This window comes from Nevskia sp. (assembly GCF_051860985.1).
Classification (GTDB): domain Bacteria; phylum Pseudomonadota; class Gammaproteobacteria; order Nevskiales; family Nevskiaceae; genus Nevskia.
Map to the genome: position 1 here is coordinate 1 of NZ_JBIMKV010000010.1, position 26,731 is coordinate 26,731.

General features: G+C 68.9%; 27 protein-coding genes and 2 tRNA genes. 21 read left to right on the plus strand and 8 right to left on the minus strand.

The window, feature by feature from the left end:
* Positions 1 to 63: 63 nt before the first annotated feature.
* The 4 genes from ACTIGJ_RS11165 (at position 64) to modA (ending at position 3,123) form a co-directional block, all read left to right on the plus strand.
* Entirely contained in the window at positions 64 to 987 is a 924-nt protein-coding gene (locus ACTIGJ_RS11165; protein WP_439640396.1) for a porin, read from the plus strand.
* Positions 988 to 1,161: 174 nt separating this feature from the next.
* Entirely contained in the window at positions 1,162 to 1,875 is a 714-nt protein-coding gene (gene phoU / locus ACTIGJ_RS11170) for a phosphate signaling complex protein PhoU (RefSeq protein ID WP_439640397.1), read from the plus strand.
* An 18-nt stretch (positions 1,876 to 1,893) separates the two neighbouring features.
* Positions 1,894 to 2,253 carry a winged helix-turn-helix domain-containing protein gene (locus ACTIGJ_RS11175; RefSeq protein WP_439640398.1) on the plus strand — a complete coding sequence of 120 codons (360 nt, stop codon included), beginning with the start codon at positions 1,894 to 1,896 and terminating at the stop codon, positions 2,251 to 2,253.
* Positions 2,254 to 2,343: 90 nt separating this feature from the next.
* Positions 2,344 to 3,123, plus strand: coding sequence for a molybdate ABC transporter substrate-binding protein (modA, locus tag ACTIGJ_RS11180; protein ID WP_439640399.1), 780 nt, complete (start codon positions 2,344 to 2,346; stop codon positions 3,121 to 3,123).
* A 16-nt stretch (positions 3,124 to 3,139) separates the two neighbouring features.
* On the opposite strand, the gene ACTIGJ_RS11185 is transcribed toward modA, so the two are convergent.
* The 5 genes from ACTIGJ_RS11185 to ACTIGJ_RS11205 all read right to left on the minus strand — a co-directional run bounded on the left by ACTIGJ_RS11185 (position 3,140) and on the right by ACTIGJ_RS11205 (position 7,211).
* A complete protein-coding gene (locus tag ACTIGJ_RS11185) occupies positions 3,140 to 3,607 on the minus strand; it encodes a hotdog fold domain-containing protein (protein WP_439640400.1) in 468 nt (155 codons plus the stop codon).
* A 27-nt stretch (positions 3,608 to 3,634) separates the two neighbouring features.
* Entirely contained in the window at positions 3,635 to 4,594 is a 960-nt protein-coding gene (locus tag ACTIGJ_RS11190) for a ribose-phosphate diphosphokinase (protein ID WP_439640401.1), read from the minus strand.
* Between the two features lie 141 nt (positions 4,595 to 4,735).
* A tRNA-Gln gene (locus ACTIGJ_RS11195) sits at positions 4,736 to 4,810 on the minus strand.
* 77 nt (positions 4,811 to 4,887) lie between these two features.
* A complete protein-coding gene (gene lolB, locus ACTIGJ_RS11200; RefSeq protein ID WP_439640402.1) occupies positions 4,888 to 5,517 on the minus strand; it encodes a lipoprotein insertase outer membrane protein LolB in 630 nt (209 codons plus the stop codon).
* Positions 5,514 to 7,211: a tetratricopeptide repeat protein gene (locus ACTIGJ_RS11205; RefSeq protein ID WP_439640403.1), complete on the minus strand. Its 1,698-nt coding sequence runs from the start codon at positions 7,209 to 7,211 to the stop codon at positions 5,514 to 5,516. The genes lolB and ACTIGJ_RS11205 overlap by 4 nt, the downstream gene beginning before the upstream one ends.
* Before the next feature lie 173 nt (positions 7,212 to 7,384).
* Here ACTIGJ_RS11205 and hemA point away from each other — a divergent pair, with 173 nt between their 5' ends.
* The 5 genes from hemA (at position 7,385) to ACTIGJ_RS11230 (ending at position 11,889) form a co-directional block, all read left to right on the plus strand.
* Positions 7,385 to 8,650 carry a glutamyl-tRNA reductase gene (hemA, locus tag ACTIGJ_RS11210; RefSeq protein WP_439640404.1) on the plus strand — a complete coding sequence of 422 codons (1,266 nt, stop codon included), beginning with the start codon at positions 7,385 to 7,387 and terminating at the stop codon, positions 8,648 to 8,650.
* A 101-nt stretch (positions 8,651 to 8,751) separates the two neighbouring features.
* Complete coding sequence (prfA, locus tag ACTIGJ_RS11215) at positions 8,752 to 9,840, plus strand: peptide chain release factor 1 (protein WP_439640405.1); 1,089 nt, start codon at positions 8,752 to 8,754, stop codon at positions 9,838 to 9,840.
* A complete protein-coding gene (gene prmC / locus ACTIGJ_RS11220; protein ID WP_439640406.1) occupies positions 9,837 to 10,754 on the plus strand; it encodes a peptide chain release factor N(5)-glutamine methyltransferase in 918 nt (305 codons plus the stop codon). The genes prfA and prmC overlap by 4 nt, the downstream gene beginning before the upstream one ends.
* Complete coding sequence (locus ACTIGJ_RS11225) at positions 10,751 to 11,482, plus strand: HesA/MoeB/ThiF family protein (RefSeq protein ID WP_439640407.1); 732 nt, start codon at positions 10,751 to 10,753, stop codon at positions 11,480 to 11,482. The genes prmC and ACTIGJ_RS11225 overlap by 4 nt, the downstream gene beginning before the upstream one ends.
* 8 nt (positions 11,483 to 11,490) lie before the next feature.
* Entirely contained in the window at positions 11,491 to 11,889 is a 399-nt protein-coding gene (locus tag ACTIGJ_RS11230) for a hypothetical protein (protein WP_439640408.1), read from the plus strand.
* A 15-nt stretch (positions 11,890 to 11,904) separates the two neighbouring features.
* On the opposite strand, the gene ACTIGJ_RS11235 is transcribed toward ACTIGJ_RS11230, so the two are convergent.
* A complete protein-coding gene (locus ACTIGJ_RS11235; RefSeq protein WP_439640409.1) occupies positions 11,905 to 13,599 on the minus strand; it encodes an AMP-binding protein in 1,695 nt (564 codons plus the stop codon).
* A gap of 53 nt (positions 13,600 to 13,652) precedes the next feature.
* Entirely contained in the window at positions 13,653 to 15,509 is a 1,857-nt protein-coding gene (locus ACTIGJ_RS11240) for an AMP-binding protein (RefSeq protein WP_439640410.1), read from the minus strand.
* Between the two features lie 91 nt (positions 15,510 to 15,600).
* Between ACTIGJ_RS11240 and ACTIGJ_RS11245 the strand changes: the two genes are divergently transcribed.
* The 12 genes from ACTIGJ_RS11245 to ACTIGJ_RS11300 all read left to right on the plus strand — a co-directional run bounded on the left by ACTIGJ_RS11245 (position 15,601) and on the right by ACTIGJ_RS11300 (position 26,442).
* Entirely contained in the window at positions 15,601 to 16,404 is an 804-nt protein-coding gene (locus ACTIGJ_RS11245) for a crotonase/enoyl-CoA hydratase family protein (protein WP_439640411.1), read from the plus strand.
* 66 nt (positions 16,405 to 16,470) lie between these two features.
* Positions 16,471 to 17,427, plus strand: coding sequence for a TetR/AcrR family transcriptional regulator (locus ACTIGJ_RS11250; RefSeq protein ID WP_439640412.1), 957 nt, complete (start codon positions 16,471 to 16,473; stop codon positions 17,425 to 17,427).
* 159 nt (positions 17,428 to 17,586) lie between these two features.
* Entirely contained in the window at positions 17,587 to 19,047 is a 1,461-nt protein-coding gene (gene lpdA, locus ACTIGJ_RS11255; RefSeq protein WP_439640413.1) for a dihydrolipoyl dehydrogenase, read from the plus strand.
* Positions 19,048 to 19,080: 33 nt separating this feature from the next.
* A complete protein-coding gene (locus ACTIGJ_RS11260) occupies positions 19,081 to 19,803 on the plus strand; it encodes a YebC/PmpR family DNA-binding transcriptional regulator (RefSeq protein WP_439640414.1) in 723 nt (240 codons plus the stop codon).
* 2 nt (positions 19,804 to 19,805) lie between these two features.
* Positions 19,806 to 20,369: a crossover junction endodeoxyribonuclease RuvC gene (gene ruvC, locus ACTIGJ_RS11265; protein ID WP_439640415.1), complete on the plus strand. Its 564-nt coding sequence runs from the start codon at positions 19,806 to 19,808 to the stop codon at positions 20,367 to 20,369.
* 11 nt (positions 20,370 to 20,380) lie between these two features.
* Complete coding sequence (gene ruvA, locus ACTIGJ_RS11270) at positions 20,381 to 20,980, plus strand: Holliday junction branch migration protein RuvA (protein WP_439640416.1); 600 nt, start codon at positions 20,381 to 20,383, stop codon at positions 20,978 to 20,980.
* Between the two features lie 46 nt (positions 20,981 to 21,026).
* On the plus strand, positions 21,027 to 21,584 hold the full coding sequence (locus ACTIGJ_RS11275) for a UPF0149 family protein (protein ID WP_439640417.1): 558 nt from the start codon (positions 21,027 to 21,029) through the stop codon (positions 21,582 to 21,584).
* Between the two features lie 9 nt (positions 21,585 to 21,593).
* Positions 21,594 to 22,916, plus strand: coding sequence for a Xaa-Pro aminopeptidase (pepP, locus tag ACTIGJ_RS11280; RefSeq protein WP_439640418.1), 1,323 nt, complete (start codon positions 21,594 to 21,596; stop codon positions 22,914 to 22,916).
* Positions 22,917 to 23,864 carry a DUF3667 domain-containing protein gene (locus tag ACTIGJ_RS11285; protein ID WP_439640419.1) on the plus strand — a complete coding sequence of 316 codons (948 nt, stop codon included), beginning with the start codon at positions 22,917 to 22,919 and terminating at the stop codon, positions 23,862 to 23,864.
* 19 nt (positions 23,865 to 23,883) lie between these two features.
* Positions 23,884 to 25,068, plus strand: coding sequence for a 2-octaprenyl-6-methoxyphenyl hydroxylase (gene ubiH / locus ACTIGJ_RS11290; RefSeq protein ID WP_439640420.1), 1,185 nt, complete (start codon positions 23,884 to 23,886; stop codon positions 25,066 to 25,068).
* Complete coding sequence (locus tag ACTIGJ_RS11295; protein WP_439640421.1) at positions 25,065 to 26,261, plus strand: FAD-dependent monooxygenase; 1,197 nt, start codon at positions 25,065 to 25,067, stop codon at positions 26,259 to 26,261. The genes ubiH and ACTIGJ_RS11295 overlap by 4 nt, the downstream gene beginning before the upstream one ends.
* Before the next feature lie 104 nt (positions 26,262 to 26,365).
* Positions 26,366 to 26,442 (plus strand) — tRNA-Pro (locus tag ACTIGJ_RS11300).
* 84 nt (positions 26,443 to 26,526) lie between these two features.
* On the opposite strand, the gene ACTIGJ_RS11305 is transcribed toward ACTIGJ_RS11300, so the two are convergent.
* A complete protein-coding gene (locus ACTIGJ_RS11305; RefSeq protein WP_439640422.1) occupies positions 26,527 to 26,721 on the minus strand; it encodes a hypothetical protein in 195 nt (64 codons plus the stop codon).
* Positions 26,722 to 26,731 lie beyond the last annotated feature (10 nt).

Here is a 26,731-nt window from a genome sequence, read left to right on the forward strand (position 1 = left end):
AAGGCTGCACTGAAACTTTCAACCCAACAGGGCGCCAGCCTCTAGGCTCCGCTGGTCCGAAGAATGCCGGCAGGTCACATCCTGATTGGGCAGCACAAGCCGTTTCGCGGCCTTGAGGAACTGGCGAGTTCCAACGAACTGTCGTTGATGGAGCGTCCGTCGTTCGCGACCGCTGCATTTGGCGGCAACATCGCGCGCCAGTTTCAGCCGGGCGTGTTCTGGCGGCGGCCGCTGTCGAAAACGCTGCTGCTGCAGCTATCGGCCTACAACGCGCATCACGGTCTCGGTCAGCCGGTCGGACCGGGTGTCGGTACGGCCAATCGCCTGAGCTGGATTCCGGTCAACAGCCCTGAGCAGCTGGTCTACTTCGGTGGCTCGATCGGCTACGACCACTTTTCCAAGGACGCCGCGCCTGGCGTGCGTTCGGTGAACTACGCCGGCCGCAGCAGCGCCGGTGGCAATGTCGTCGGCCCGTCGCAGCGGATCGTCGAGGTCGGCGGCGATGCCGGCCAGTTCTTCACCGGGCTGGAAGCGGCCGTCGGCGTTGGCGCGCTGCACCTGCAGAGCGAAGTGGTGCTGACCTCCAACGAAGACGCCCGCGGCCCGGGTCGTGATGACCAGGTGCTGTCGTACTACGGCCAGGCCAGCTATTTCCTGACCGGCGAGCGCAAGGAGTACCAGGCCAGCAAGGCGCGCTTCGGTACGCCGCACGCGTTTCGCCACGGCTGGGGTGCGGTCGAGCTGACCGCCCGCTACGACTCGATCGAGAATCTCGATCGCCGCGCGGGCGCGGGCAGCGGCACCTGCCTGGCCAACGCCGCCGTCGCGGTGGTCGGCGCCGAATGCGCGACCCATTCCTACACAGTGGGCGCCAACTACTACGTGAACCCGCTGATTCGCGTGATGTTCAACCTGGTCAACGGTTTCGACGAAGTGGCCGACGATCACACGCAGTCCTACAACCTGCGGATGCAGATCGCGTTCTGATCGCAGCCGGATTCGCCGGGTGGTGCGCGATGTTCTGCAACAGACGGCGGGCACCATCCGGTGCGTCGACCGGTCACCGCCACGGGCGGCCCGCGCGTCGGATCGGCTGATAGCTCGGTACACTGACGCGCCATCTTCCATTCCGGTTTTTCCAGTCGAGGTCTGCACGCGCACATGAGCACGCTTTCCTACCGGTCGCACATCTCCAGCCAGTACAACTCGGAGCTCGAGGATGTGCGCCAGCGCGTGCTGGCGATGGGCGGGCTGGTCGAGCAGCAGATCATCGAGGCCACGCGCGCCCTGGTGGAATCGGACGCCGAGTTGGCCGAGCAGGTGTCGCGCAACGACCTGCGCGTGAACCAGCTGGAAGTGCAGATCGACGAGGAATGCAGTGGCATCCTCGCGCGTCGTCAGCCGACTGCTGGCGACCTGCGGCTGGTCTATGCGGTGGTCAAGACCATCACCGATCTCGAACGGATCGGCGATGAAGCGGAAAAGATCGCCCGGATGGCTGCCGACCTGGCCAGCCAGGAACGCACCGGTGCGCCGCTGGTCGAGGTCGGCCATCTGTCGCGGCACGTTTCGCAGATGGTGCATGACGCGCTTGATGCCTTCGCGCGCATGGACGTCGATGCCGCGCTGGCCGTGGCCCGCGAGGATCTGGCGGTCGATCGCGAATACGAGGCGCTGATGCGCCAGTGCATCACCTTCATGATGGAAGACCCGCGCACCATCCGCCGCGTGCTCGACGTGATCTGGTCGGTGCGGGCGCTGGAGCGCATCGGCGATCATGCCCGCAACATCTCCGAGTACGTCATCTACTTCGTCAAGGGCAAGGACGTGCGCCATCTCGGCCTCGAGGCGATGGAGCGCGAGGCGCGCAGCTAGCCCGCTCGCGACGCCCCGATGCCGCTCCGTCATTCGGTCCGCATCCGCTGGCATCTCGACGATGCCATCGCCTTCGGTCCCGGCAAGGCGGACCTGCTGGCCGCCATCCGCGATTGCGGCTCGATTTCCTCGGCGGCGCGCAAGCTCGACATGTCCTATCGCCGCGCCTGGCTGCTGGTGGAGGCGATGAACCGCTGCTTCGATCCACCGCTGGTGGCGTCCGCAACCGGCGGCAGCGGTGGTGGCGGCGCCCGGCTGACCGACAGCGGCTTGGCCGTGCTGGCCGAATTCGAGCAGCTGCAGCAGCGTGTCCAGGCACTCATCGAGGCCAGCCGGCCGGCGTTCGAGCGTCATGCCCGGCGTGCACTGACGACCTGATCGGCGGACGCGCTGTCGAGCCAGCTGCTCTTCGTTGTATTGGCGAGAACATATCGCTACGGTGCGCACTCACCTTCCACGAGGATGCGCATGAAAGCCTTGATCCGGCGCTGGCTGCTGGCGCTGCTGGTCGTGATGACGACCGCACCGGTCTATGCCGAGCCGCCGTCGCTGACCATTGCCGCGGCTTCCGATCTCGCCGCCTGCATGGATGACCTCAATGCCGAATTCCGGCGTCAGTATCCGGAGGTCGAACTGAAGACGACGACCGGTGCGTCGGGCAATTTCTTTGCGCAGATCAAGGCCGGCGCTCCGTTCGACGTCTTCCTGTCGGCGGACCTGAGCTATCCGCGTGAACTGGTCAAGGCCGGCCTTGCCGAGGAATCCTCGCTGCTGCTGTACGCGACTGGCCACCTGGCCCTTTGGACCACTCGCGATGGCGTCGACATCAGCGGCGGACTTGCGGCCTTGCGCCAGCCGGCCCTGGGACGGATCGCGATCGCCAATCCCGATGTCGCCCCGTATGGCCGCGCCGCGAAGGCAGCCCTGCAATCGGCCGGCGTCTGGGATACGGTGAAGGACCGGCTGGTGCTCGGCGAGAACATCGCCCAGACCGCGCAGTTCGTGCAGACCGGCAATGTCGACGCTGGCCTGGTGTCGCTGTCACTGCTGAAGGCGCCGAAGATGGCCGGCGTCGGCCGCTACGTGGAAATTCCAGAGGGGCTGCATCCGCGGCTCGAGCAGGGCGGGGTGATCACCCGTCACGGCACTGCCAATCCGATGGCGGCCGCCTATCTGCGCTTCCTGGCGTCGCCGGGCGCACGCGCGGTGTTCGATCGCTACGGATTCCTGCTACCGGCGAATCCCTGATGCTGGCGGCTCGCGCCTAGCGGCGCGGCGATACGTACATGCTGATGTCGGCTTCCATCACGCATTGCTGGCGGCTGTCGAAGACCTGCACCGGCAGCACCACGTCGCCCTTGAAATCGGCCGGCAGCAGCAGTTGCCATTCGAGCACCGCGTGCAGGTCGGTATCGGCCTTGCGCAGGTAGCGCACGGTCATGCCTTTCGGGATCCAGCGCAGCGAGGCGGGCAGGGTGGCTTCGATCAGCAGCCCGGCCACCAGTTCGCAGAGATTGCACATGGCGATCGCGTGGACCGTGCCGATGTGGTTCTGCACAGAGCGCCGATTGTCGAGCCGCGCTTCGCAGCGGCCGACCCGAAGCTCGGTGACCAGCGGCCGGATGCTGCCGAAGTACGGCGCAGTCCGGCAGACGCCGCGGCTGAAAAGCTCCCGCCCGAATGGCAAGCGCGACAGCGTCGCGAACAGGGCCAGCGGTGACGGCCGTTTCATCGGCAGGGTTGCCGCGCGGCCGGTGCGTCAGTCGACGTACAGCGAGCTGACCGATTCTTCGGCGCTGACTCGGCGGATGGTTTCCGCGAGCAGGCCGGCGATCGACAGCTGGCGGATCTTCGAGCAGGCCTTGGCTTCCTTCGACAGCGCGATGGTATCGGTGACCACCATCGCGTCGAGCTGCGAATTCTGGATGTTGGAGATCGCCGGGCCCGACAGCACCGGGTGAGTGACGTAGGCCACGACCTTGATGGCGCCATGTTCCTTCAGCGCGGCGGCGGCCTTGCCGAGGGTACCGGCGGTATCGACCAGGTCATCGATCATCACGCAGGTCTTGCCGCGCACGTCGCCGATGATGTTCATCACCTGCGATTCGTTGGCGCGCGGGCGGCGCTTGTCGATGATCGCGAGGTCGGAATCGTCGAGCTGCTTGGCCAGCGCACGGGCGCGGACCACGCCGCCGACGTCCGGCGAGACGACGATCAGGTTCTCGTACTTCTGCCGCCAGATGTCGCCGAGCAGCACGGGGCTTGCGTAGACGTTGTCGACCGGGATGTCGAAGAAGCCCTGGATCTGGTCGGCGTGCAGGTCGACGGTCAGTACGCGGTGGGCGCCGCATTCGCCGATCATGTCGGCCACCACCTTGGCGCTGATCGGCACGCGGGCCGAGCGCGGACGGCGGTCCTGACGGGCGTAGCCGAAGTACGGCACCACGGCGGTGATGCGGCCGGCGCTGGCGCGCTTGAACGCGTCGAGCAGCATCAGCAGCTCCATCACGTGCTCGTCGGTCGGCGCGCTGGTCGGCTGGATCACGAAGACGTCCTTGCCGCGCACGTTCTCGAGAATCTCGATCTGCACTTCGCCATCGGAGAAACGGCCGAGGTGCAGCTTGCCGAGCGGCAGATGCAGATAGTTCGCGATGTCCTGGGCCAGCGGCGGATTGGCGCTGCCGCTGAACAACATCAACTGGGCTGAACTGTCGGGCATCGGGGCTCGGGCGTGAATGTTGGGGGTTTCGGAAACTCGCCCCGGTGGTCGACTCGGGGAGATATCAGGCTCTGGACCCCGGCTTTCGCCGGGGCAATCGTTGTTGTGGACGCCTTGAAACCGGCGCCAACGAAAACGGATTGGCTGGGGCGGATGGATTCGAACCACCGAATGGGAGGATCAAAACCTCCTGCCTTACCACTTGGCGACGCCCCAGTGCGAAACGCGGCGGATTATACCGTCGGCGATCGCCGCGATTGCCCGGCGGCGCGAAATTTTCGGCGTCGTCGCGGTCAGGGAATGCCAGCCCAATCGTCGATCACCAGCCGGAAACTGCGCCCCCCGCCGGCCACCGTCATCTTGCGCGGCAGGGTCAGCGAGTTGACGGTCTGGTACTCGCTGTACTCGATGGTCCAGCCGAGCTGCTCGAAACGCTGGGCCCGGCCGACGTCGTCGAGCAGCACTTCGCGCGGTTGCTCGTCCATGAAGCCGGGGGCCGGAATGCCCAGCGCCCAGTAGCGCAGTCGGGCCAGCGGCAGGCTCCAGCCGAGCCGTTCCTGCATGTAGCTTTCCGGTGATCGCGTGTTGACCACGCCTTCCTTGCTGCGAATCTCGACGTTATGCCGATCGCCGCTGATGGCCAGTGCGCCGACGCCGAGCGGCCCGGTGACGCGCAGGTCGATGCGATCACCGTTCTGGGTCCAGTCGAGATCGCCGCGGGCGCCTGCCACGCCGGCTTCGGCCACCCGGCCCTTGAGCACGAAGTTCTGCACCGCCGCGATGTTCGATCGGCGAATGCCCCAGTTGCGTTCCGAGAAGTCGGTGTTCAGCTCCTTGCGCGCCGTGCCGGCGCAGGCGGCAAGCAGCAGGGACAGGGCCAGGGCAGCGAGGCGGGCGATGTTCAACGGACGGCGGCGGCTCATGGCATCAGGCGTTTCATGGTGTCGCGCAGCAGCGTATGGTTCGGCGCCGCTTCCAGCGCCCGGGTCCAGACCGCCTCGGCGCGCGCGCGGTCGCCGGTTGCCCATAGCGCTTCGCCGAAGTGGGCGGCGACTTCCGGATCGGGAAACGCGTCGTAGGCCTTGCCGAGCAGCGAGACCGCTTCGTTCGGACGGCCCTGCCGGAAACGCAGCCAGCCCATGCTGTCGATCACCGACGGCTCCTCCGGCGCCAACGCCAGCGCCTTGACGAGTAGCGTTTCCGCCTCGTCGAGACGGCTGCTGTGCACGGTCAGCATGAAGCCGAGCGCATTGAGCGCCCGGGCATCGGCCGGCTCCACCGCCAGCACGGCGCGCAGGTCGGCCTCGGCGGCCGTCAAGTCGTTGGCACGCTCGTGAGCGAGCGAGCGGAGGTAAAGCAGGTCCGGATGCTGCGGGAATTCGGCCAACCCGCGGTTGTAGACCAGCAGCGCTTCGTCGACGTCGTCGGCCTTCAGCAGGTACTGACCTTCGGCGATGAAGAAGCGGGCCGACAGCTGCGGATACTGGTGGCGCAGCTGTTCCAGCGTGGCGCGGGCGTCCGGCAGCCGGCCGAGCCGCGCCAGCATCTCGGCGCGGCGGCTGGCGGCGTCCAGCACCTGCTGGCCGCTGGTCACGCGCGCGTATTCGTCGAGCGCCTTGGCGTACTCGCCGCGCTTTTCCTCGATGCGGCCGAGGTAGTAGTGGGCATCGACACCGCGTTCGGTGCTGTTGCCAAGGCTGCGGAAGCGGCGTTCGGCATCGGCGAGCCGGTCTTCGCTGAGGTCCAGCAGGCCGAGCATGAAGCGGGCGTCGATGTTGTCGGACTCCAGCCGCAGCACCTTGTCGAGCTGGAGCCGCGCCTGCATCGTCCGCGACGATTCGACCAGGATCCGGGCATAGCCGATGCGGATCTCGGCCTCGATCGGATTGTTGCGGGCCTGCGTCTCGAAGATCTGGTCGGCCGCCGCGATGTCGCCCTTGCGCACCAGCACGCCGGTCAGCAGCAGCGGCGCGTCCTTCGATTTCGGGTCCAGCCGCATCGCTTCACGGGCCGCACGCTCGGCGCGTTCGATGTCGTTGAAACGAAGCGCCAGCAAACCGAGCGCATGCCAGGCGCCGGCGCGTTTCGGCTGGCTGGCCACCAGCCGCTCCATCAGCGTCAGCGCGGCGGCGCCGTTCTCGGTTTCTTGCGCCAGCAGCGACGACACATGGCGGAAACCGTCGTTCGGGCCGGCCGGATGGTCGCGGATGATCGCCAGGCCCTGCTCGTAGGCCTCGTCGCTGTGGCCGGCGCGCAGCGCCAGCCGGGTGATGACTTCACGCGCTTCCAGGCTGGTGTTGTCCAGCTTGATCCACTTGCGGGCCGTGACCAGCGCCAGCGTGGCGTTGTCTGCCCCCAGGGCCAGCATCGTCGCGCGGGCGGCCAGCGACGCATCGGGCACGAACTCCAGCGCCTGCAGGAACTCTTCGGCAGCCAGCAGCGGCTGCTCGCGGCCGGCCGCCAGTTCGCCGGCCATCACGTGGTACTGGGCCTGCGCTTCGCGGCTGGCCATCTTGACCGGCGGATGCTGGGGATGCCCCGGCTCCGCAGCCCGCAGCGCCGGACTCAGCAGGCATCCCCCCAGCACCGACAACGCGAAACCCAGCGGAAGATGCATCGGGGGACGGAAGGCGTGCACGAAGGGATTCGGCCTGTAAAGTGCGGTAGTGCATTGTAACGGTCCGCGGCGTTGGTCGCCCCGGCCTTGGGGGCTGCCATCGTCGGGTCCCTGCCGCTTGTGGATATCGCCCGCTTGCTCGAAAATCCTGAAAACGTGACAGCGGCAACGCAATGGCCTTATTGACACTCGGACTCAGCCATCATTCCGCGCCGGTGGAAACGCGCGAGCGACTGGCGTTCACCGCTGCGGAAATCCCGGATGCCCTGGCCCGGCTGCGGGCGCTGCCCGGCGTCACCGAGGCGGCGATCCTGTCGACCTGCAACCGTACCGAAATCTTTGCCGTCGCCGCCCCTGAGGACGAGTCGCGGCTGCTCGACTGGTGGCAACGCGAGCGGCAGGCGCCGGCCGGTGCCGTGGAGAAGCACGCCTACGTGCTGCGCGATCGCGGCACCGTCCGCCATTCTCTGCGGGTGGCCTCCGGTCTCGATTCGATGGTGCTCGGCGAGCCGCAGATCCTGGGCCAGATGAAGACCGCCTTTGCTCAGGCGCAGGGTGTCAAGGCACTCGGGCCGGTGCTGTCGCGGCTGTTCCAGCATTCGTTCTCGGTGGCCAAGCTGGTGCGCAGCGAAACCGAAATCGGCGCCCATCCGGTGTCGATCGCCTACGCCGCCGTGCAGATGGCCAGCCACATCTTCACCGACCTGCGCGACCAGTCGGTGCTGCTGATCGGCGCCGGCGAAACCATTCAGCTGCTGGCGCGACACCTGAAGACGCATGGTGTCGGCCGCATCGTGGTGGCCAATCGCAGCCTCGAAAAGGCACAGCTGCTCGCCAACACGCTGGGCGGCTACGCGATCGGGTTGAACGAGATCGCCACCCATCTGCCTGATTCCGACGTGGTGATTTCCTGCACGGCGGCGCGCGGCTTCATCCTCGGCCGCGAGCCGGTCGCCAAGGCCATCGGCCGTCGCCGCCGCAAGCCGGTGCTGATGATCGATCTCGCGATTCCGCGCGATCTCGATCCGGCCATCGCCGGGCTCGAAGACGTCTACCTGTACACGCTCGACGATCTGAAGGCCGTGATCGCCGGCAACATGAAGCAGCGCGAGAACGCGGCGCGGCAGGCGGAAGCGCTGGTCGAGGACCAGGCCACCCATTTCGAGAAGTGGCTGGAAAGCCGCGATGCCGGCGTCACCATCCGCCGCCTGCGCGAGCAGGCCCGGCTGAGCCGCGACGAAGTGCTGGACAAGGCAGCGCGCAAGCTCGCCAGCGGCGAATCGCCGGAAGCGGTGATGGCCTTCGTCGCCGACACCCTGACCAACAAGCTGCTGCACGCGCCCAGCAAGGCGCTGCGCTCGGCCGACGCCGTCGAGCAGTCGCAGCTGATGGATGCAGCGGAAAAGTTGTTCGCGCTGCCGAGCGAAGACTTGTCGTGATGACGGTGGCGACGGCTGGAATCGTGCAGCCTTAGCGAGCCGGGCCCGCTGTCTTCCGGCTTGTCCCTGCGCCGTCCCTTTCGTGTCCTGCCGTTGCCCCGATGAAACCCAGCCTGTTGCGCAAGATCGAAGCGCTCGCCGAACGGCGGGCTGACCTCGCCGGTGAACTGTCGTCGCCGGAAGTGCTCGGCGACTCCGACAAGTTCCGCCGCCTGTCGCAGGAATACGCCGCACTCGGCTCGGTGGTCGAAGCCTACGAGGCGTATCGCGCCGCCGGTGAGGAAATCGAAGGTCTGGAAGTGCTGAAGGCCGATCGCGATCCGGAGATGCGGGCGCTGGCCGAGGCCGACCTGCCGGCGCTGCTGGCCCGGCGCGAAGCGCTGCAGGCCGAGCTGGAAGGCTTTCTGGTGCCGAAGGACCCGCTCGACAACAACAACGTGTTTCTCGAAATCCGCGCCGGCACCGGCGGTGACGAGGCGGCGATCTTCGCCGGCGATCTGTTCCGCATGTACCAGAAGTACAGCGAAGCACAGGGCTGGTCGCTGGAGGTGCTGTCGGAAAACAGCGGCGAACACGGCGGCTACAAGGAAATCATTTCCCGCATCGCCGGCTTCGGCGCGTTCTCGCGGCTGAAGTTCGAAAGCGGCGCGCACCGTGTGCAGCGGGTGCCGGAAACCGAGGCGCAGGGTCGTATCCATACTTCGGCGGCGACCGTCGCGGTGCTGCCGGAAATCGAGGAAACCCAGGCGATCGACATCAATCCGGCGGACCTCAAGATCGATACCTATCGCTCCTCCGGCGCCGGCGGCCAGCACGTCAACAAGACCGAGTCGGCGATCCGCATCACCCACCTGCCGACCGGCGTGGTCGTCGAATGCCAGGAGGAGCGCAGCCAGCACAAGAACCGCGCCAAGGCGATGAGTCTGCTGGCTTCGCGCCTGCTCGATGCCGAGCGCAGCCGGCAGGAAGCGGATACCGCGGCCACGCGCAAGAAGCTGGTCGGCAGCGGCGACCGTTCCGAGCGCATCCGCACCTACAACTTTCCGCAGGGCCGGGTCACCGACCACCGTATCAACCTGACGCTGTACCAGCTCGACCGGGTGATGGCCGGCGAACTCGACGGCGTCATCAAGCCGCTCCTGGTCGAGCATCAGGCCGAGCTGATGGCCAGCCTCGGCGACGCCACATGAGCGACGCCGCCGCGCCGTCGCTGCCGCCGCCGGACAGCCTGCCGCGGCCGGTGCCGACGGTCGACGGGCTGGCGCCCGGCGTGGTCGGCAACTGGCTGGACTGGGGGACCGGCGAACTGGCCGGGCATTCCGACAGCGCCCGGGCCGATGCCGAAATCCTGCTCGCGGCGCTGCTCGGCAGCGAACGCGCGCGGCTGCGGCTGCACCATGACGACGCCGTCGAAGCGGCCACGGTGCTGCGCTACGCCGCCTGGATCGAACGCCGCAAGGGCGGCGAGCCGGTGGCCTACATCGTCGGCCTGCAAGGCTTCTGGACGCTCGATCTGGTGGTCGACACCGCCGTGCTGATTCCGCGGCCGGACACCGAAGCCCTGGTCGAATGGGCGCTGGCCCTGGTGCCGGCCGGCGTGCCACAGCGGCTGCTGGATCTGGGCACCGGCAGCGGCGCCATCGCGCTGGCGCTGGCCTCGGAGCGGCCGGCCTGCGAGCTGCTGGCGACCGATGTTTCCGAAGCGGCGCTGGCCGTGGCGGGCGACAACGCCCGCCGCCTCGGAATGGCGTCGATCCGCTTCCGGCACGGCGCCTGGTGGGACGCGGTGCCGGCCGAGGCAGCGCCGTTCGATCTGATCGTCAGCAACCCGCCGTACATCGCCGAGGGCGACGCCCATCTGGCCGCCCTCCGCTACGAGCCGCGCCTGGCGCTGACCGCCGGTGCCGATGGCCTCGACGCCCTGCGCGTGATCAGCGGCGGTGCCGCTGCGCATCTGCGGCCGGGTGGCTGGCTGCTGCTGGAGCACGGGCACGATCAGGGGCCGCAGGTGCAGGCGCTGCTGGCGGCGGCCGGCTTCACGGCCATCGAAAGCCGCCGGGATTTCGGCGGCAACGTCCGCGTCACCGGCGGGCGCAGGCCATGAGCGACTACGCCCGCTACAGCCGCCAGGTGGTGCTGCGCGAAGTCGGCGTCAACGGCCAGAGCCTGTTGCGCGATTCCACCGCACTGGTCATCGGCCTCGGCGGACTCGGTGCGCCGGCCAGCCTGTATCTCGCCGGCGCCGGCCTCGGCCAGCTGCTGCTCAGCGACCGCGACCACGTCGAGCGTTCCAACCTCCAGCGGCAGATCGTCTATCGCAATGCCGATCTCGGCCGCAGCAAGCTCGAAGCGGCGGCCGACAATCTGCGGGCGCTCAACCCGGAGTGCCGGATCGACAGCCGTCCCGGACCGCTCGACGAGGCCGGCCTGCTGGCCGCCGTCCGCGCTGCCGACGTGGTGCTCGACTGCACCGACAACTTTCCCGCCCGCTTCGCGATCAACCGCGCCTGCGTCGCCGCCCGCAAGCCGCTGGTGTCCGGCGCGGCGATCCGCTTCGAAGGGCAGATCGCCGTCTTCAGGCCCGGCGGCCCCTGCTATGCCTGCCTGTTCGGCGAGGGCGGCGAGGCCGCCGAAACCTGCGAGGAAGCCGGCATTCTCGGCCCGGTGGTCGGCGTGATCGGCGCGATGCAGGCGCTGCTGGCGCTGAAGCTGCTGCTCGGCATCGGCGACGACGCCGGCCGCCTGCACCTCTGGGATGCCGCCACTCTGTCGTGGCGCAGCCTGAAGGCCGACCGCGATCCCCACTGCCGCGTCTGCGGCACCCACGACTGAATGCCACGATGACCACGCCGACTCCGACCCCGACCGTCGCGATGCTGATTCCGCGTCGCTTCGCGATTCGCCTGCTGCACGAAGCGCAGATCGCCAGTGCGCCGTTCCTGAGCGCCGTGGTTGCCGACGCGGCCGCCGGCAGCCCCCCGAGTGGCTGGCTGCCGGTGACCGAAGGGCGGGCGATTGCCGAGCTGCAGGCCGAACTGCAGCAGCACGGCAAGCGGCTCTGGGCCCTGTACCGGCACCGGCCGGAACTGCCGAATCCGCCGCTCGCCGAGGATTTCGCCGACCACCCCGAGCTGCTGCGGCTGACTGCCTCGCTGGCGATCAAGGGCGTGCTGCAGCTGCGCGGCTGGTGGTGGCTGGACGGCGCGATCGTCGAGCAGGAGCTGGACGTCGAGCAGTAGGTCGGGCCGGCCCGTTCAGCGCTGCAGTTCGGCCTCGAAGTATTCGTCGGCTCCGCGGCCGCCGCCGGCCCGGCGCTCGGCTTCGATGCGGCGCAGTTCGTTGCGGCGGATCTTGCCGGACACCGTCTTCGGCAGCTCGCAGAACTCCAGGATGCGGATGCGCTTGAACGGCGCCAGCCGCTCGCGGGCATGACGCAGGATCGCCTCGGCCGTGTCGCGGCTGGCGGCCACACCGGGGCGCAGCATCACGCAGGCCTTGGGCACGAACAGCCGGCGTGCGTCCGGGCTTTCGACGACGGCGGCTTCGGCGACGGCCGGGTGCTCGACCAGCACGCTTTCCAGTTCGAACGGCGAGATCCGGTAGTCCGAGCTCTTGAACACGTCGTCGTTGCGGCCGACGTACCAGAGCGTGCCGTCGTCCTCGATCGAGGCGATGTCCGAGCTGCCGTAGGCGGCACCGCCCAGCGCGCGCATGGTCTTGTCGGCATCGCCGACATAGCCCGCCATCAGGCCGGCCGGGCGGTCATCGCCGAGCAGTACGGAAATCTCGCCCTCGCGCGCCGGCCGGCCATCGGGGTCGAGCAGGGCGATGCGGTAACCGGGCAACGGCCGGCCCAGCGAGCCGGGGCGCAGCGGCTGGCCAGGCGGGTTGCCGAGCATCGCCGTCGATTCGGTCTGGCCGTAGCCCTCGCGGATCGGCAGCCCCCAGGCGGCGAGGATGCGTTCGTAGACGTCCGGATTGAGCGGCTCGCCGGCGCTGGTCAGCTCGCGCAGCGCCAGCCCCGGGATCGCCAGGTTCTCCAGCACGATGGCCCGCCAGGCGGTCGGCGGCGCGCATAGCGAGGTGACGCCGCAGCGGGCGAGGGTGGCCAGCGTCCGGCCGGCGTCGAAGCGCGGCTGGTTGACGATGAACACCGTCGCGCCGACCGTCCACGGCGCGAAGAAGCAGCTCCAGGCGTGCTTGGCCCAGCCCGGCGAGCTGATGTTCAGGTGAATGTCGCCGGCGCGCAGACCGAGCCAGTACAGCGTGCTCAGGTGGCCGACCGGATAACTGCGCTGGGTGTGCAGCACCATCTTCGGCTTCGCGGTGGTGCCCGAAGTGAAGTAGATGACGCAGGGATCGTCGGCCGCGGTCGGACCGTCCGGCACGAAGCGGCTGTTGTCGACGCGCAGGCTTTCGAAACCGATCCAGCCGGGCTGGGCGGCGCCGACCGCGATCCGCAGCGGCGCGCCCGGGATCGCCGCGAACAATGCCGTCACCGAGCTGTCGGCGATCACTGCGCGCATCTCGCCGCGCTCGACGCGATCGGCCAGCTCGTCGCTGGACAGCAGCATCGTCGCCGGGCTCAGCACGGCGCCGAGCTTCATCAGCGCCAGCATCGTCTCCCACAGCTCGACCGTGTTCGGCAGCATCACCAGCACCCGATCGCCACGGCGCAGGCCCTGGGCGCGCAGGCCGTTGGCGATGGCATCCGAGGCGGCCGACAGGGCCGCGAAGCTGCGCCGGCTCTCGCGGCCATCGGCCTCGACGATCCACAGCGCGGTCGCCTCATTGCCGTGCGCCAGGTGGTCGAAGTGATCGAGCGCCCAGTTGAACGGCGCCGCTTCCGGCCAGCGGAATTCCCGGCAGGCGGTGGCGGCATCGCGGCGGTGGGCGAGCAGGACATCGCGGGCGGCGCGGAAGGCCTGGCCGGCGTCGGTGTGGGTCATCAGGTGGGCTCCTTGGCTGGCGCGCACCTTAGGCGAGGATCGCCGCCGCCGAACTACTCCAAGGAGGGGGAAACGCTGCGCGTCTGCTCGCGCAGCACCTGCTTGGCGAGCTTGCCGGTGGCGGTGCGCGGCAGCGTCCGGGCGACTTCGTAGCGGTGCGGCCGCTTGAACGCGGCCAGCCGGCCGGCGACATGCGCTTGCAGCGTGGCGACATCAAAGCTGTACGGATTGCGCAGCACGATCCAGGCGACGATCCGCTCGCCGAGCGCCGGATCGGGGACGCCGATCACAGCGGCTTCGATGACGTCCGGGTGCTGGACCAGCACGGCCTCGACTTCCAGCGAGGCGACCAGCTGGTCGTCGCTGATGATGATGTCCTTGATCCGATCGCGGATCTCGAAGCTTCCGCCGGCGTGCATCACCGCCGCGTCGCCGGTATGGAACCAGCCGTCCTCGATCGCCCGCAGGCTCGCTTCGGGATCGCGCCAGTAGCCGCGCATCAGGCTGCTGCTGCGGACGATCACCTCGCCAAGGCTGCGGCCGTCGGCTGGCACGTCGACGCCTTCCTCGTCGACGATCCGCACCTCGCAGGCGCCCAGCGCCGGGATGCCCTGCCGGGCCAGGTGGTGGGCGCGCGCCGATTCGTCGCTGCCGGCGGCGAGGCTGGCCGGCACTTCGTTGAAGGCGACGAACACGGCGGTCTCGGTCAGGCCGTAGCCGTGGGTGATGCGGAAGCCATAGGCGCGGTCGAGCCGGGCCAGCAGTGTCGGTGACGGCGCCGAGCCGGCAACCAGCGCGCGGATGCCGCGCGGCACTTCGGGCAGGTCGGCGGCGGCGGCCTGGGTGGCGGCCTGCAAGGTCGAGCGGCCAGCGCAGAACGCGGTGATCCGCTCGGCGCCGAGCAGCGCCAGATTGCCGAGCAGGCTGCGGTCCCGCGTGCAGACCTGGGTGGCGCCGGCGGCGACCACGGTCCAGACATAGCCCCAGCCGTTGGCGTGCGCGAACGACAGCAGCCACAGGTAGCGATCGTCGACGCCCAGCGGCCAGTGCAGCAGGCAGCGCATGCTGTTCATCCAAGCGTTGCGGTGGCTGATCATCACGCCGCGCGGCGCGCCGGTGGTGCCGCTGGTGTAGGCGATCGCGATCAGGTCGTCATCGGCGATCTCGGCCGCTGGCGGCGGACCGCTGGCTTCCGCGATCCGCAGGTCCAGCGCGATCCAGCCGGGCCGGCCGCCGCCGAGCGCGGCGCGCGGCAGACCCTGCAGTTCGGCAAGGCCGTCGCCGGCGGCGAGGGCGTCGATGGCCTCCCCGTCGGCGCACAGCAGCTGCGCTTCGCAGTGCCGGACCAGCGCCAGCTGGTCGACCGCCGGCAGCCGGGTGTCGATCGGCACGATCACCGCGCCGAGTGCCGGCACCGCGTGAAACAGCGCCAGCGTCTCGTGACCGCCGGCGGCGATCACCGCCACGCGCTGGCCGCGCTGCACCCCGAGTGCCGCCAGCGCACTGGCGACGCGGTCGCAGTAATCGGCGAATTCGCCCCAGGTCCAGCGCACGCTGCCGTCGACCACGGCCTCGCGGTCGCGATGCTGCCGGCGGCGATGGCGCAGGAATTCCAGCGGGCTCAGCACCGGCTCCATCTGCCGGCGCTGCGCCTGGGCGGCGAGCTCGGCATCGGCATCGGCCCCGCGCGGTGCGGCCAACGCCTCGCCGGCGGCCCGGCGGGCCTGCATCACCGCCTGTACCCGGCCGTGGACGCCGAGCTTGGCGTAGATGTTCTTCAGGTGGAACTTGACCGTCTGCTCGCTGATGAACAGCGCTTCGCTGATCTGCCGGTTGGACAGGCCCTGCTCCAGACGGGCGAGCACCCGCTGCTCTCGCTGGGTCAGGGCTTCGGGGATCGTGGCGCGCATGCCGGGAGGCTAACATCCGGGGCCGGCGCACCACTGTCACCGTGCCTGCGCTAAACGCCGTCCCTTCCACCGCCGTCCGCCACCGCTCGCCATGACCCAGACCCCTGCCGCCGCCCCGAAGATCCTCACCGAACGCCGCGGCCACGTGCTGCTGATCACCTTCAACCGGCCGGAGAAGTACAACGCTTTCGACCTGGAGATGCATCACCAGCTGGCCGCCGCCTACGGCCTGCTGGATACCGATCCGGAACTGCGTTGCGCGCTGGTGTCGGCCAACGGCAAGGCGTTTACCGCCGGGCTGGAGCTGACCCAGTGGACGCCGGCCTTCGCCTCCGGCCAGTGGCCGGATCTGGCCGAGCACGAGCGCGACCCGTTCGGCCTGATCCCGGAGAAGCGGGTGTCGAAGCCGGTGATCTTCGCGATGCACGGCATCTGCTTCACGGTGGCGATCGAACTGGCGCTGGCTGCCGATATCCGGGTCGCCGCCGACGACTGCCGCTTCGGCCAGATCGAAGTGAAGCGCGGCATCTACGCCGTCGGCGGTGCAACGGTGCGGATGGTCCAGGAGTTCGGCTGGGGCAATGCCCAGAAGTACCTGCTGACCGGCGACGAATTCAATGCTGCCGAAGCGCTGCGCATTGGTCTCGTCCAGGAAGTGGTGCCGGCCGGCCAGCAGTTCGAGCGCGGCCTGGCGATCGCCGAACGGGTCGCCGCCCAGGCACCGCTCGGTGTCTATGCCAGCCTCAAGTCGTCGCGGATCGCCATCGAACAGGGTGATCAGGTGGCGATCGAGCGGCTGGTCCGCGACCTCTCGCCGATCATGGGCAGCGATGACGTGAAGGAAGGCGTGGCCTCGTTCGTCGAGCGCCGTCCGGCCCGCTTCACCGGCCGCTGAGGCGGCTTGCCGCCAACCCGCTGTCGACCCGCCGCCGCGCCGCCGGCTGGCGGGTCGAACCCGGGCTTGTCGCGCCGCTTGCATGAACGCTCGGAAAGCTTGCCGCCCGGCAAAATCGGAAAATTCGATATTCCGAAAATACGGCGAGTGCAGATACTGCCCTCGCCGTTGAACCGAATGAGTTTTTTGTTGCCGCGTGATTCGCTTGTTGTCAATCCGTGCAGAGTTCCCGCGTACCTGCTAAAACAGCGCCGGAAATTCCAATATCGCCGGGGCCATGACCCCGCGCGAATCCACGGGGTGTACCGCATGTCCATGATTGATCCGTCAGGATCGGCCGCCGCCTTGCTGCCGGGCGGCTCCGGTTTCCGCACGCCGCCGAAGCGGCGTGGCTACGCCGGACGAACGTCCGAACAGCTGGCCGCCGAGCGTCGCCAGCGCCTTCTTGAAGCCGCACTCGACCTGTTTGCCGAACGCGGCTTCTCGCGCACGCCGATCGAGTTGCTGTGCTCGACGGCGCGGGTCACGACCCGGCATTTCTACGAGCATTTCGAGTCGCGCGAGGCCGTGCTGGTGGCCCTGTACGACCGGATCATGCTGGACACCCGCCGGGTGGTGGCCGAGGCGCTGCTGCGCGAATCGCAGACGCCGCAGGAGCGGATGGAAGCTGCACTGCGTGCCTTCGTCGACGGCTGCACGCAGGACCCCCGGCGCACTCGCATCCTGTGCGTCGAGGTGATCGGCGTCAGCAGCGAGATGTTCGATCGCCGGCGCGCCGCGATCCACGAATTCGCCGGCGTGCTGAACAGCTTCACGCGGGCGCTGGTGGCCAACGGCGAACTGCCGGACCGCGATTACCTGCGCACCTGCATCGGCATGATCGGCGCCATCCGCGAGCTGATGACCGAGTGGCTGATCAGCGATCCGCGCGGCCCAATCGAGCAGGTCCACGCACATCTGAAAAGCTTGTTTGCCTGCCTGATGGCCGGCGCCCGGGAACTCGACAGCCGCCGCCAAGGGTAGGCCCTCAGCGCGTTTCGTGAATGTTCGACTTTCGGCAGGTGCGTGCCGGAGGTCGCAGGCCTTGCGGTAAAGTAGCGGCCCCACGACAGGCTCACTGCGGACTGCGCGACAGAGCCTGCGCTGCTTTCCGACCCGCCTTCCACGGAGCTGCACGCGATCATGAGCGACACCTCAAGCCCGGCATCAGACAAGTCCTTCGACGTCATCGTCATCGGTGGCGGCCCCGGCGGCTATCCCGCCGCGATCCGCGCCGGACAGCTGGGCCTGAAGACGCTGTGCATCGACGGCTGGCTCAACCGCGACAACAGCCCGAGCTTCGGCGGCACCTGCCTGAACGCCGGCTGCATTCCGTCGAAGGCGCTGCTGGAGTCGTCCGAGCTGTTCCACAAGGCCGGCCACGAGTTCGCGGTGCACGGCATCGGCGTGTCGTCGCCGACCATCGACATCGCCAAGATGCAGGAACGCAAGATGGCGGTGTCCAAGGCCAACTCCGGCGGCGTCAAGATGCTGTTCCAGGCCAACAAGGTCACCGGCCTGTTCGGCTTCGGCAAGCTGCTCGGCAACGGTCAGGTGCAGTACACCGCGCATGACGGCAAGACCGAGGTTTACTCGGGCAAGCACATCATCATCGCCACCGGCTCCGCGCCGGTCGAGCTGAAGAAGATCGCGCCGTTCGACGGCGACAAGATCGTCGACTCCTGGGGCGCGCTGGACTTCGCCGCCGTGCCGGGCCGGCTCGGCATCATCGGCGCCGGCGTGATCGGCGTGGAACTTGGCTCGGTCTGGTCGCGCCTCGGCGCCAAGACCACGATCCTCGAAGCGCTGCCGGGCTTCCTGCCGATGGTCGATGCGGCCATTTCCAAGGAAGCGCTGCGCCAGTTTGCCAAGCAGGGCCTCGACATCCGCCTCGGCGCCAAGGTCACCGCAGTTGCCAAGTCCGACAAGGACGTGACGGTGACCTACGAGCAGGACGGCCAGTCGAAGACGGAAGTGTTCGACAAGCTGATCGTCGCCGTCGGCCGCCGTCCGTACACCGACAACCTCGGCGCCGACGCGGCGGGCGTGGCGCTCGACGAGCGCGGCTTCGTCAAGGTCGACAAGGGCTACAAGACCTCGGCACCGGGCATCTACGCGGTCGGCGACGTGATCGGCGGCGCGATGCTGGCGCACAAGGCGATCGAGGAAGGCGTGGTGCTGATCGAGCAGCTGCACGGCGAGAAGTCGGAAGTGAACTACAACGCCATCCCGTCGGTGATCTACACCAACCCGGAAATCGCCTGGGTCGGGCTGTCGGAAGAGCAGGCCAAGGCGGCCGGTCACGAAGTGAAGGTCGGCTCCAGCCCGTTCGCCGCCAACGGCCGCGCGCGCGCCATCGAATCGGTGGCTGGCCAGGTCAAGTTCGTGTCCGATGCCAAGACCGATCGCGTGCTCGGTGTCCACATGATCGGCCCGTACGTCTCGGAGCTGTGCGCCGAAGCGGTGCTGGCGCTGGAATTCGCCGCCACCACGCAGGACATCCAGCTGACCATGCACGGCCATCCGACCTTGTCGGAAACCTTCCACGAGGCCGCGCTCGCGGTGGATGGCCACGCGATCCACTCGGCCAACAAGAAGCGCTGAGCAGCGCTTCCATCAGACGCAGCGGAGTCATTCATGGGTCGTGGTCCTTCCATCGAAAGTCGCAAGAACGCGGCCGACGCGGTCAAGGCGAAGAAGTTCACCAAGTTCATTCGCGAGATCACCATCGCCGCCCGCAGCGGCGGTGGTGATGCCAACGCCAACCCGCGCCTGCGGCTGGCGATCGACAAGGCGCTGACCGCGAACATGACCAAGGACACGGTCGAGCGGGCGATCAAGCGCGGCACCGGCGAGGGCGCCACCGAGCAGGTCGTCGAAATCCGCTACGAGGGCTACGGCCCCGGCGGCGTCGCGGTGATGGTCGACTGCATGACCGACAACGCCACCCGCACCGTCGCCGACGTGCGTGCGGCGTTCAGCCGCAACGGCGGCAACCTCGGCACGTCGGGCTCGGTGGCGTTCCAGTTCACGCGCACCGGCGAGATCATTTTCGACATCCGCGACAACGCCGCACTCGAAGACCGGATCATGGAAGTGGCGCTGGATTCCGGCGCCGACGACGTGCTGTCGGAAGACGGCTTCGTCGACGTGCTGACCACGCCGGACGCCTATCTCGCGGTCAAGGGCGCGCTGGAAGCGGCCGGGCTGACGCCGATCGATTCTGATGTCGTCATGCGGCCGGCGACGCGCACTGCGCTGGACGGTGAAGCGGCCGCGCAGATGGCCAAGCTGATCGCCCGTCTCGAGGAACTCGACGACGTGCAGGACGTGCACCACAACGCCGAACTTCCGGCCTGAAGGTGGCGGCCAGCGCCCCGGTCCGCATTCTCGGCATCGACCCCGGCTCGCGGATCACCGGCTGGGGTGTGATCGAACACGCCGGCAACCGCTCGCGCTGCATCGATCACGGCCGCATCCATCTGGACAAGGGCGAACTGCCGGCGCGGCTCTTGCGGATCTTCACCGAGATCGGCGAGGTGGTGCGCCAGTACGCACCGCAGGAATCGGCGATCGAGGAAGTGTTCGTCAATCGCAACGTGTCGAGCGCGCTGGTGCTCGGCCAGGCCCGAGGGGCGGCGATCTGTGCATTGGCTGCGGCGGGGCTGAGCGTGGCCGAATACGCGCCGGCGCAGATCAAGTCGGCTGTTGTCGGCAGCGGCCGGGCCGAGAAGCAGCAGGTGCAGCACATGATCCGCATCCTGCTGGCGTTGCCCGAAACCGCACCGACCGATGCTTCCGACGCGCTGGCGGTGGCGCTCTGCCACGCCCACGTGCGTGGCACGGTGCTGCGCACCGGCGAAGCGCTGCGCGGCGCCTGGGGCAATGCCAGCGTCGCCAAGCCGAGAATCTCCTCCCCGCGTTGAAGGCCTGACCCATGATCGGACGACTCAGCGGCACCCTGATCGCCAAGCAGCCGCCGATGCTGCTGCTCGATGTCGGCGGCGTCGGCTACGAGGTCGAGGCGCCGATGTCGACCTTCTTCAAGCTGCCCGCGATCGGCACGGCGATCGTGCTGCAGACCCATCTGGTGATCCGCGAGGACGCCCATCTGCTGTTCGGCTTCGCCACCGCCGCCGAGAAAGCGCTGTTCCGCGAGATCATCAAGATCACTGGCATCGGCCCGAAGCTGGCGCTGGCGATCCTGTCCGGCATCGGCGTCGAGGATTTCTGGGCCGCGGTCCGGGCGGCGGAAACCGGCCGGCTGGTGAAGCTGCCCGGCATCGGCAAGAAGACCGCCGAGCGCATCGTCATCGAACTGCGCGACAAGGCCGGTGCCGGCGGGCCTGGCGAGATCGGCACGCTGACCTCGGCCGGCGTCACGATCGCCGCCAGTCCGCTTGCCGAAGCGCGCGCCGCACTGGAATCGCTCGGCTACAAGCCGGTGGAAGCGCAGAAGCTGACCGATGCCGTGCACAAGGACGACATGAGCACCGACCAGATCATCCGTGAAGCCTTGAAGCGGGCGGTGCGCTGAGCGGCGCGGCGTCGGGACGCAGGCAGTGGCGGCATATAATCCGACCATGACCAAATTCATCGATTACCCGGCGCTGGTGGCGCTGATGGCCCGTGTCGGCTACGACGACGAGGCCGCCGCCTATCACGGCAGCCTCTGCGGTGCGCTGTGTCGCCAGAAGCCCGAGGAGGTTGACCCGGTCGCCCTGCTCGATGAAGTCGAAAGCCATCCCGAGGCCGGCGATCGTGCCGCGCTGCTGGCGCTGCGCGACGAAGCCCTGGGCTCGCTGACCGACCTGCAGTCGGCGTTCGCTCCAATGCTGCCGGACGACGACGCCAGTCTGGCCGATCGCGCCGCCGCGCTCGGCGCCTGGTGCGAAGGCTTCCTGTACGGGCTGGCCGGCCGCATCAAGCTGAACCTGCGCGAGTGCAGCGAAGAGGTGCGCGAGATCGTCAAGGATCTCACCGAGTTCACCCGCTCGTCGCTGGATTCCGGCGACGACGACGAGGGCGAGGAAAACGCCTACGCCGAGCTGGTCGAGTACATCCGCGTCGGCGCCCAGCTGGTGTTCATGGAACTGCACCCGCGCCATGGCGCACCCGGTGCGTCGCCGACCATCCACTGATTACCGCCCATGCCTGCCCCGACTGCCGCCGAACTTGCCGAGTACGCCGCCCGCCGCGCCCGCCTGCTGGCTGCCATCGGCCCGGACAGCGTGGCGATCGTGCCATCGGCGCGCGAGGTGATCCGCAACCGCGACGCCCATTACCGCTTCCGGCAGGATTCCGACTTCCTCTACCTGACCGGCTTCAACGAGCCGGACGCCATGCTGGTGCTGGCGCCAGGGCGCAGCGAGGGCGCGTTCCTGCTGTTCGTCCGGCCGCGTGACCCGGCGCGGGAAATCTGGGACGGCCGGCGGGCCGGGCCGGAAGGCGCGGTGAGCCGCTACGGCGCCGACCAGGCCTTCGTGATCGGCGACTTCGAGCAGCAGCTGCAGAGCCTGCTGGCCGGCCGCAACCGGCTGTTCTACACGCTGGGCGAGCACCCGGAATGGGATGGCCGGATCGCCGCCGTGGTGCGCGAGATCCGCGAGGTGTCGCGTCGCGGCGCGGCCGCGCCGACCGACATCGTGGCGCTGGAAACAACGCTCCACGAGCAGCGCCTGATCAAGACCGAGGCCGAGCTGGCGCTGCTCCGCCACGCCTGCCAGGTGACGGCCGGCGCGCATGTGCGGGCGATGCGCAGCACCCGTCCCGGCAACTGGGAATGGGCGGTGGCGGCCGAGATCCATCACGAGTTCGAGCGCCACGGCATGGAGTGCGGCTATGGCTCGATCGTCGGCGGCGGCGAGAACGCCTGCATCCTGCATTACAAGGAAAACGAGTCGCAGCTCAACGACGGCGACCTGCTGCTGATCGACGCCGGCGGCGAGTACCAGGGCTACACCGCCGACATCACCCGCACCTTCCCGGTCAACGGGCGCTATTCCGGGCCGCAGAAGGCGGTCTACGAAGTGGTGCTGGCCGCCCAGCTTGCCGCGATCGCCGAGCTGACGGCCGGCAACGCCTCGTCGCGTCCGCATGAGGTGGCAACCAAGGTGCTGACCGAAGGCATGGTTGCGCTTGGCCTGCTCAGCGGTGATGTCGACAGCCTGATCGCCGAAGGCCGGCACCGGCAGTTCTACATGCACGGCACCGGCCACTGGCTGGGGCTCGATGTCCACGATGTCGGCCGCTACAAGATCGATGGCGTGGCGCGGCCGTTCCAGCCCGGCATGGTGATGACAGTCGAGCCGGGCCTCTATATCGCGCCCGGCAGTGAAGGCGTCGACCCGCGTTTCCACGGCATCGGCATCCGCATCGAGGACGACGTGCTGGTCACCGCTGGCGCGCCGGAAGTGCTGACGGCCGGTGTGCCGAAAGCCGTGGCCGACATCGAAGCGCTGATGCGGGGCTGAGTGCACGCCACGCGCCCCCCGCTGCAGCCGGCACCGGTCGACGGCCCGTTCTGCCGCAACTGCGGTGCCCGCGCCGAAGTCAGCTACTGCCCGGTCTGCGGGCAGGAAACCCGGATCGAGATGCCGACGGTCGGGCATTTCATCGCCGAGTTCGCCGAGCAGACCTTTGCGCTGCAGGGCCAGCTGTGGCGCACGCTGCAGTCGCTGCTGCTGAAGCCGGGCGAACTGACGCTCGAATACGTCGCTGGCCGTCGCCAGCGCTATGTGCGGCCGCTGCGGCTCTACCTGGCGCTCAGCATCCTGTTCTTCGCCGTGCTCGGGCTGTCCGGCAACACCGGCTTCATGCAGATCGGCAGCGGGCCGGAAGCGCAGGTCGGCAGTTCCTCGGCCACGGCCGATCGCCCGGCAGCTGCGGCCGACGGCGCCGGCAGCAGCACGACGACCGGCGGCGAAGAAGCCGGCGCCACGGCGCGCCGCCGTGGCGAGATGCACATCGACACCGGCTTCCCGGATTTCGATGCCCGCGCCAATCACCGGCTCGACCTGCTGCTGTCGCTGCCCAAAGAAGAGCTGACCGAGCGCATCTTCGACACCTTCACCAGCTGGGCACCGGCGGCGATGTTCCTGCTGATGCCGCTGTTCGCAGCCTTCCTGAAGCTCGGCTATCTGCGGCGCGGTGCGAACTACGCGGTGCACCTGCTGTTCGCGGTGAACTTCCACTCGTTCATCTTCCTGGTGTTGCTGGCCGGCCTGCTGCCGGTGATCGGCCGCTTCGATGGCGTGCTGGCGCTGGCGGTGCCGGCCTACCTGTGGCTGGCGCTGCGCCGCGTGCATGGCGGTGGCTGGCTGTCGACCGCGCTGTTCGTGCTGCTGCTGTGCCTGGTCTACGTGATCGCCATGGCGCTGGTCATGGCGCTGGCTATCCTGCTTCCTCTGGCCTTGCTCTGATCCCCTGATGAATTCCGCAGTGACCCACGACATCGCAATCGTCGGCGGTGGCCTGGTCGGCGCCAGCCTGGCCGTGCGCCTGGCCCGCAGCCGGCACCGGGTGGTGCTGATCGAAGCCGCCGCGCCGCCGCAGAGCCCTCCGAGCTGGGACGAGCGCTGCATCGCGCTCAACGACGCCAGTCAACGCATCCTCGACGACTTCGGCGTCTGGCCGGCCTTGCAGCCGGACGCTGCCGCGATCCTGGCAACCCACATCTCCGAAAAAGGCCGCTTCGGCAGCACCCGCTTCGATGCCGACGAGGCCGGCCTGGCGGCGCTGGGCTACAACCTGCCGCTGCGGGCGATCGGCGCGGCGCTGACGGCGGCCATGAAGCAGGCCGGCAATCTCGAGCTGCGGCAGCCGGCCCGCGTGGTCTCGCTGGACGATCGGGGCGATGCGGTGCTGCTCGGCCTCGATGACGGCAGCACGATCAGCGCCCGGCTGGTGGCGGCTGCCGACGGCGCGCAGTCCAGCGTCCGCGCGCTGCTCGGCATCGCCGCCGAACAGCGCGACTACCGCCAGCACGCCATCGTGTCAGCGGTTCGCCTGTCGCGCCCGCACCAGGGCGTGGCCTACGAACGGTTCACGCCGGACGGCCCGATGGCGCTGATTCCGAAGCCGGATGACGCCGCGTCGCTGGTCTGGACGGTGCCCAGCGAGCAGGCCGCTGCAATGATGGATTGGACCGACGACGCCTATCTCGCCGCCGCGCAGGCGGTCTTCGGCGGTCGCCTGGGACGCTTCACCGCGCTGGGCACGCGTCGCGCCTGGCCGCTGTCGCGGGTGGTCAGCGAAGCCGTGGTGGCGCCGCGCTGCGTGCTGATCGGCAATGCCGCGCAAAGCCTGCATCCGGTGGCCGCACAGGGCTTCAACCTGGGGCTGCGTGATGTCGCCCATCTGGCCGAGCGGATTGCCGCCGCCGCCGATCCCGGCGCGCCGGCGTTGCTGGCTGACTACGCCAGCAGCCGCCGTAATGATCGCGAGCGGGTCACCGGCTTCACCGATCTGCTGGTCCGGGCGTTCTCCAACCGCGCGCCCGGCCTGTCGCAGGCGCGACACTGGGGGCTGGTGGCCGCCAGCCTGGCGCCGCCGGTCCGCGAAGCGCTGCTGCGCCAGCACCTGGGCCATCTCGGCCTGCCGGCCAGCCATGGTGTTGTCGCATGAGCCGGGCTGATCGCTGTGACATCGCCGTTGTCGGCGGCGGCCCGGTCGGCGTGGTCGCGGCGCTGGCGCTGCACCAGGCCGGCTTTTCGGTGCAGCTGGTCGAACAGGGCGGTCCGCCGCCGCCGTTCGATCCGGCGCAGTACGACGGCCGCGTCTATGCCGTCGCCGCCTCATCCGCCCGACTGCTGGAGCGGCTCGGCGTCTGGCCCGCGATCGCGGCTGCCCGCATCAGCCCTTACCGGCAGATGCAGGTCTGGGCGCGCGCCGCTGAACTCGGGCTGCTGTTCGACGCCGCCGACAGCGGCCAGGCCGCGCTCGGCTGGATCGTCGAACAGGATTTGATCCGCGCCGCCGCCTGGCAGCGGCTCGGCGACTTGCCGGTCCGCACGGGCGCGCAGGTGCTGGCCGTGCAGCTGCCGGAGCCCGGTGACGACGACACCCACGGCGTACTGCGGCTCGGCAACGGCGAGCAGCTGCGCGCCCGGCTGGTGGTGGCTGCCGATGGCGCCGATTCGCCGCTGCGCGAGCAGGCCGGCATTGAGACCGTGACCTGGCGCTACGCGCAGCGCGCGATCGTTGCCCAGCTGACGCTCGCCGAAGCGCCGGCCGGTCGCGCCTTCCAGCGCTTTCTCGAGACCGGGCCGCTGGCCTTCCTGCCGCTCGCCGATGGCCGCCATTCGATCGTCTGGTCCGCGGATACCGCGCGCGCCGCCGAACTGCTGGCGCTGGACGACCAAGCCTTCGCCGCCGCGCTGGCCGAGGCCAGCCAGCACGCGCTCGGCGAGGTCACGGCGCTGGGTGCGCGCAGCGCCTTTCCGCTGCGCCTGCTGCACGCCCGCGACTACCACCGTGCCGGCCTGGTGCTGGTCGGCGATGCCGCGCACGCCATCCATCCGCTGGCCGGGCAGGGCGCCAATCTCGGTTTCGCCGACGTGGCCGAACTGGTCACCGTGCTGGCTGCCGCCCGCGATGCCGGCCGCGACTGGGCATCGGCGCGTGCGCTGTCGGCCTACAGCCGCGCCCGCAAGGCCGCCAATCTGGAGATGCTGGCCCTGACCGACGGTCTCTATCGCGGCTTCGGCAGCGCACTGCCCGGCCTGCGCGACGTGCTCGGGCTGGGACTGGAGACGGTCAACCGGATTGCCCCGATCAAGGCGCTGCTGGCGCGCCGGGCAGCGGCCGGGACCGGTTGATGACCGGATCGATGCCGGTCGCGCGTCCGGCATGCCGACGATCACCGGGTCAGATGCGCCGCACCGGCACCGCGCGATCGGCAAACGAGTAAGATGCGCGCCTTCGGAGAGTAGCTCAGCTTGGTAGAGCACCTGCTTTGGGAGCAGGGGGTCGCAGGTTCGATTCCTGTCTCTCCGACCAGTCATCCAGGATTGAAACGGCAACGGCCACCTTCGAGGTGGCCGTTGTCGTTTCTGGACCGTGGTGCAGTCGAGTTCCCAGAGGCTAGCGATCGCCGGGCTGGATACGCGCGGCGGGTTCGCGTTCGAGGAGGAAATAGGCTGCCGACGGCGACGCCGCCGGCAGGTCCAGCACCCAGCACAGGAAATCCGGGCCGAACGGCGGCGTCGGTTCCTGCTCCGCGAGGCAGCGCGAGCACTCGCGGGTCCAGATCCTGTTGCGTTGATCAAATGACAGCATGGCTGTGTGC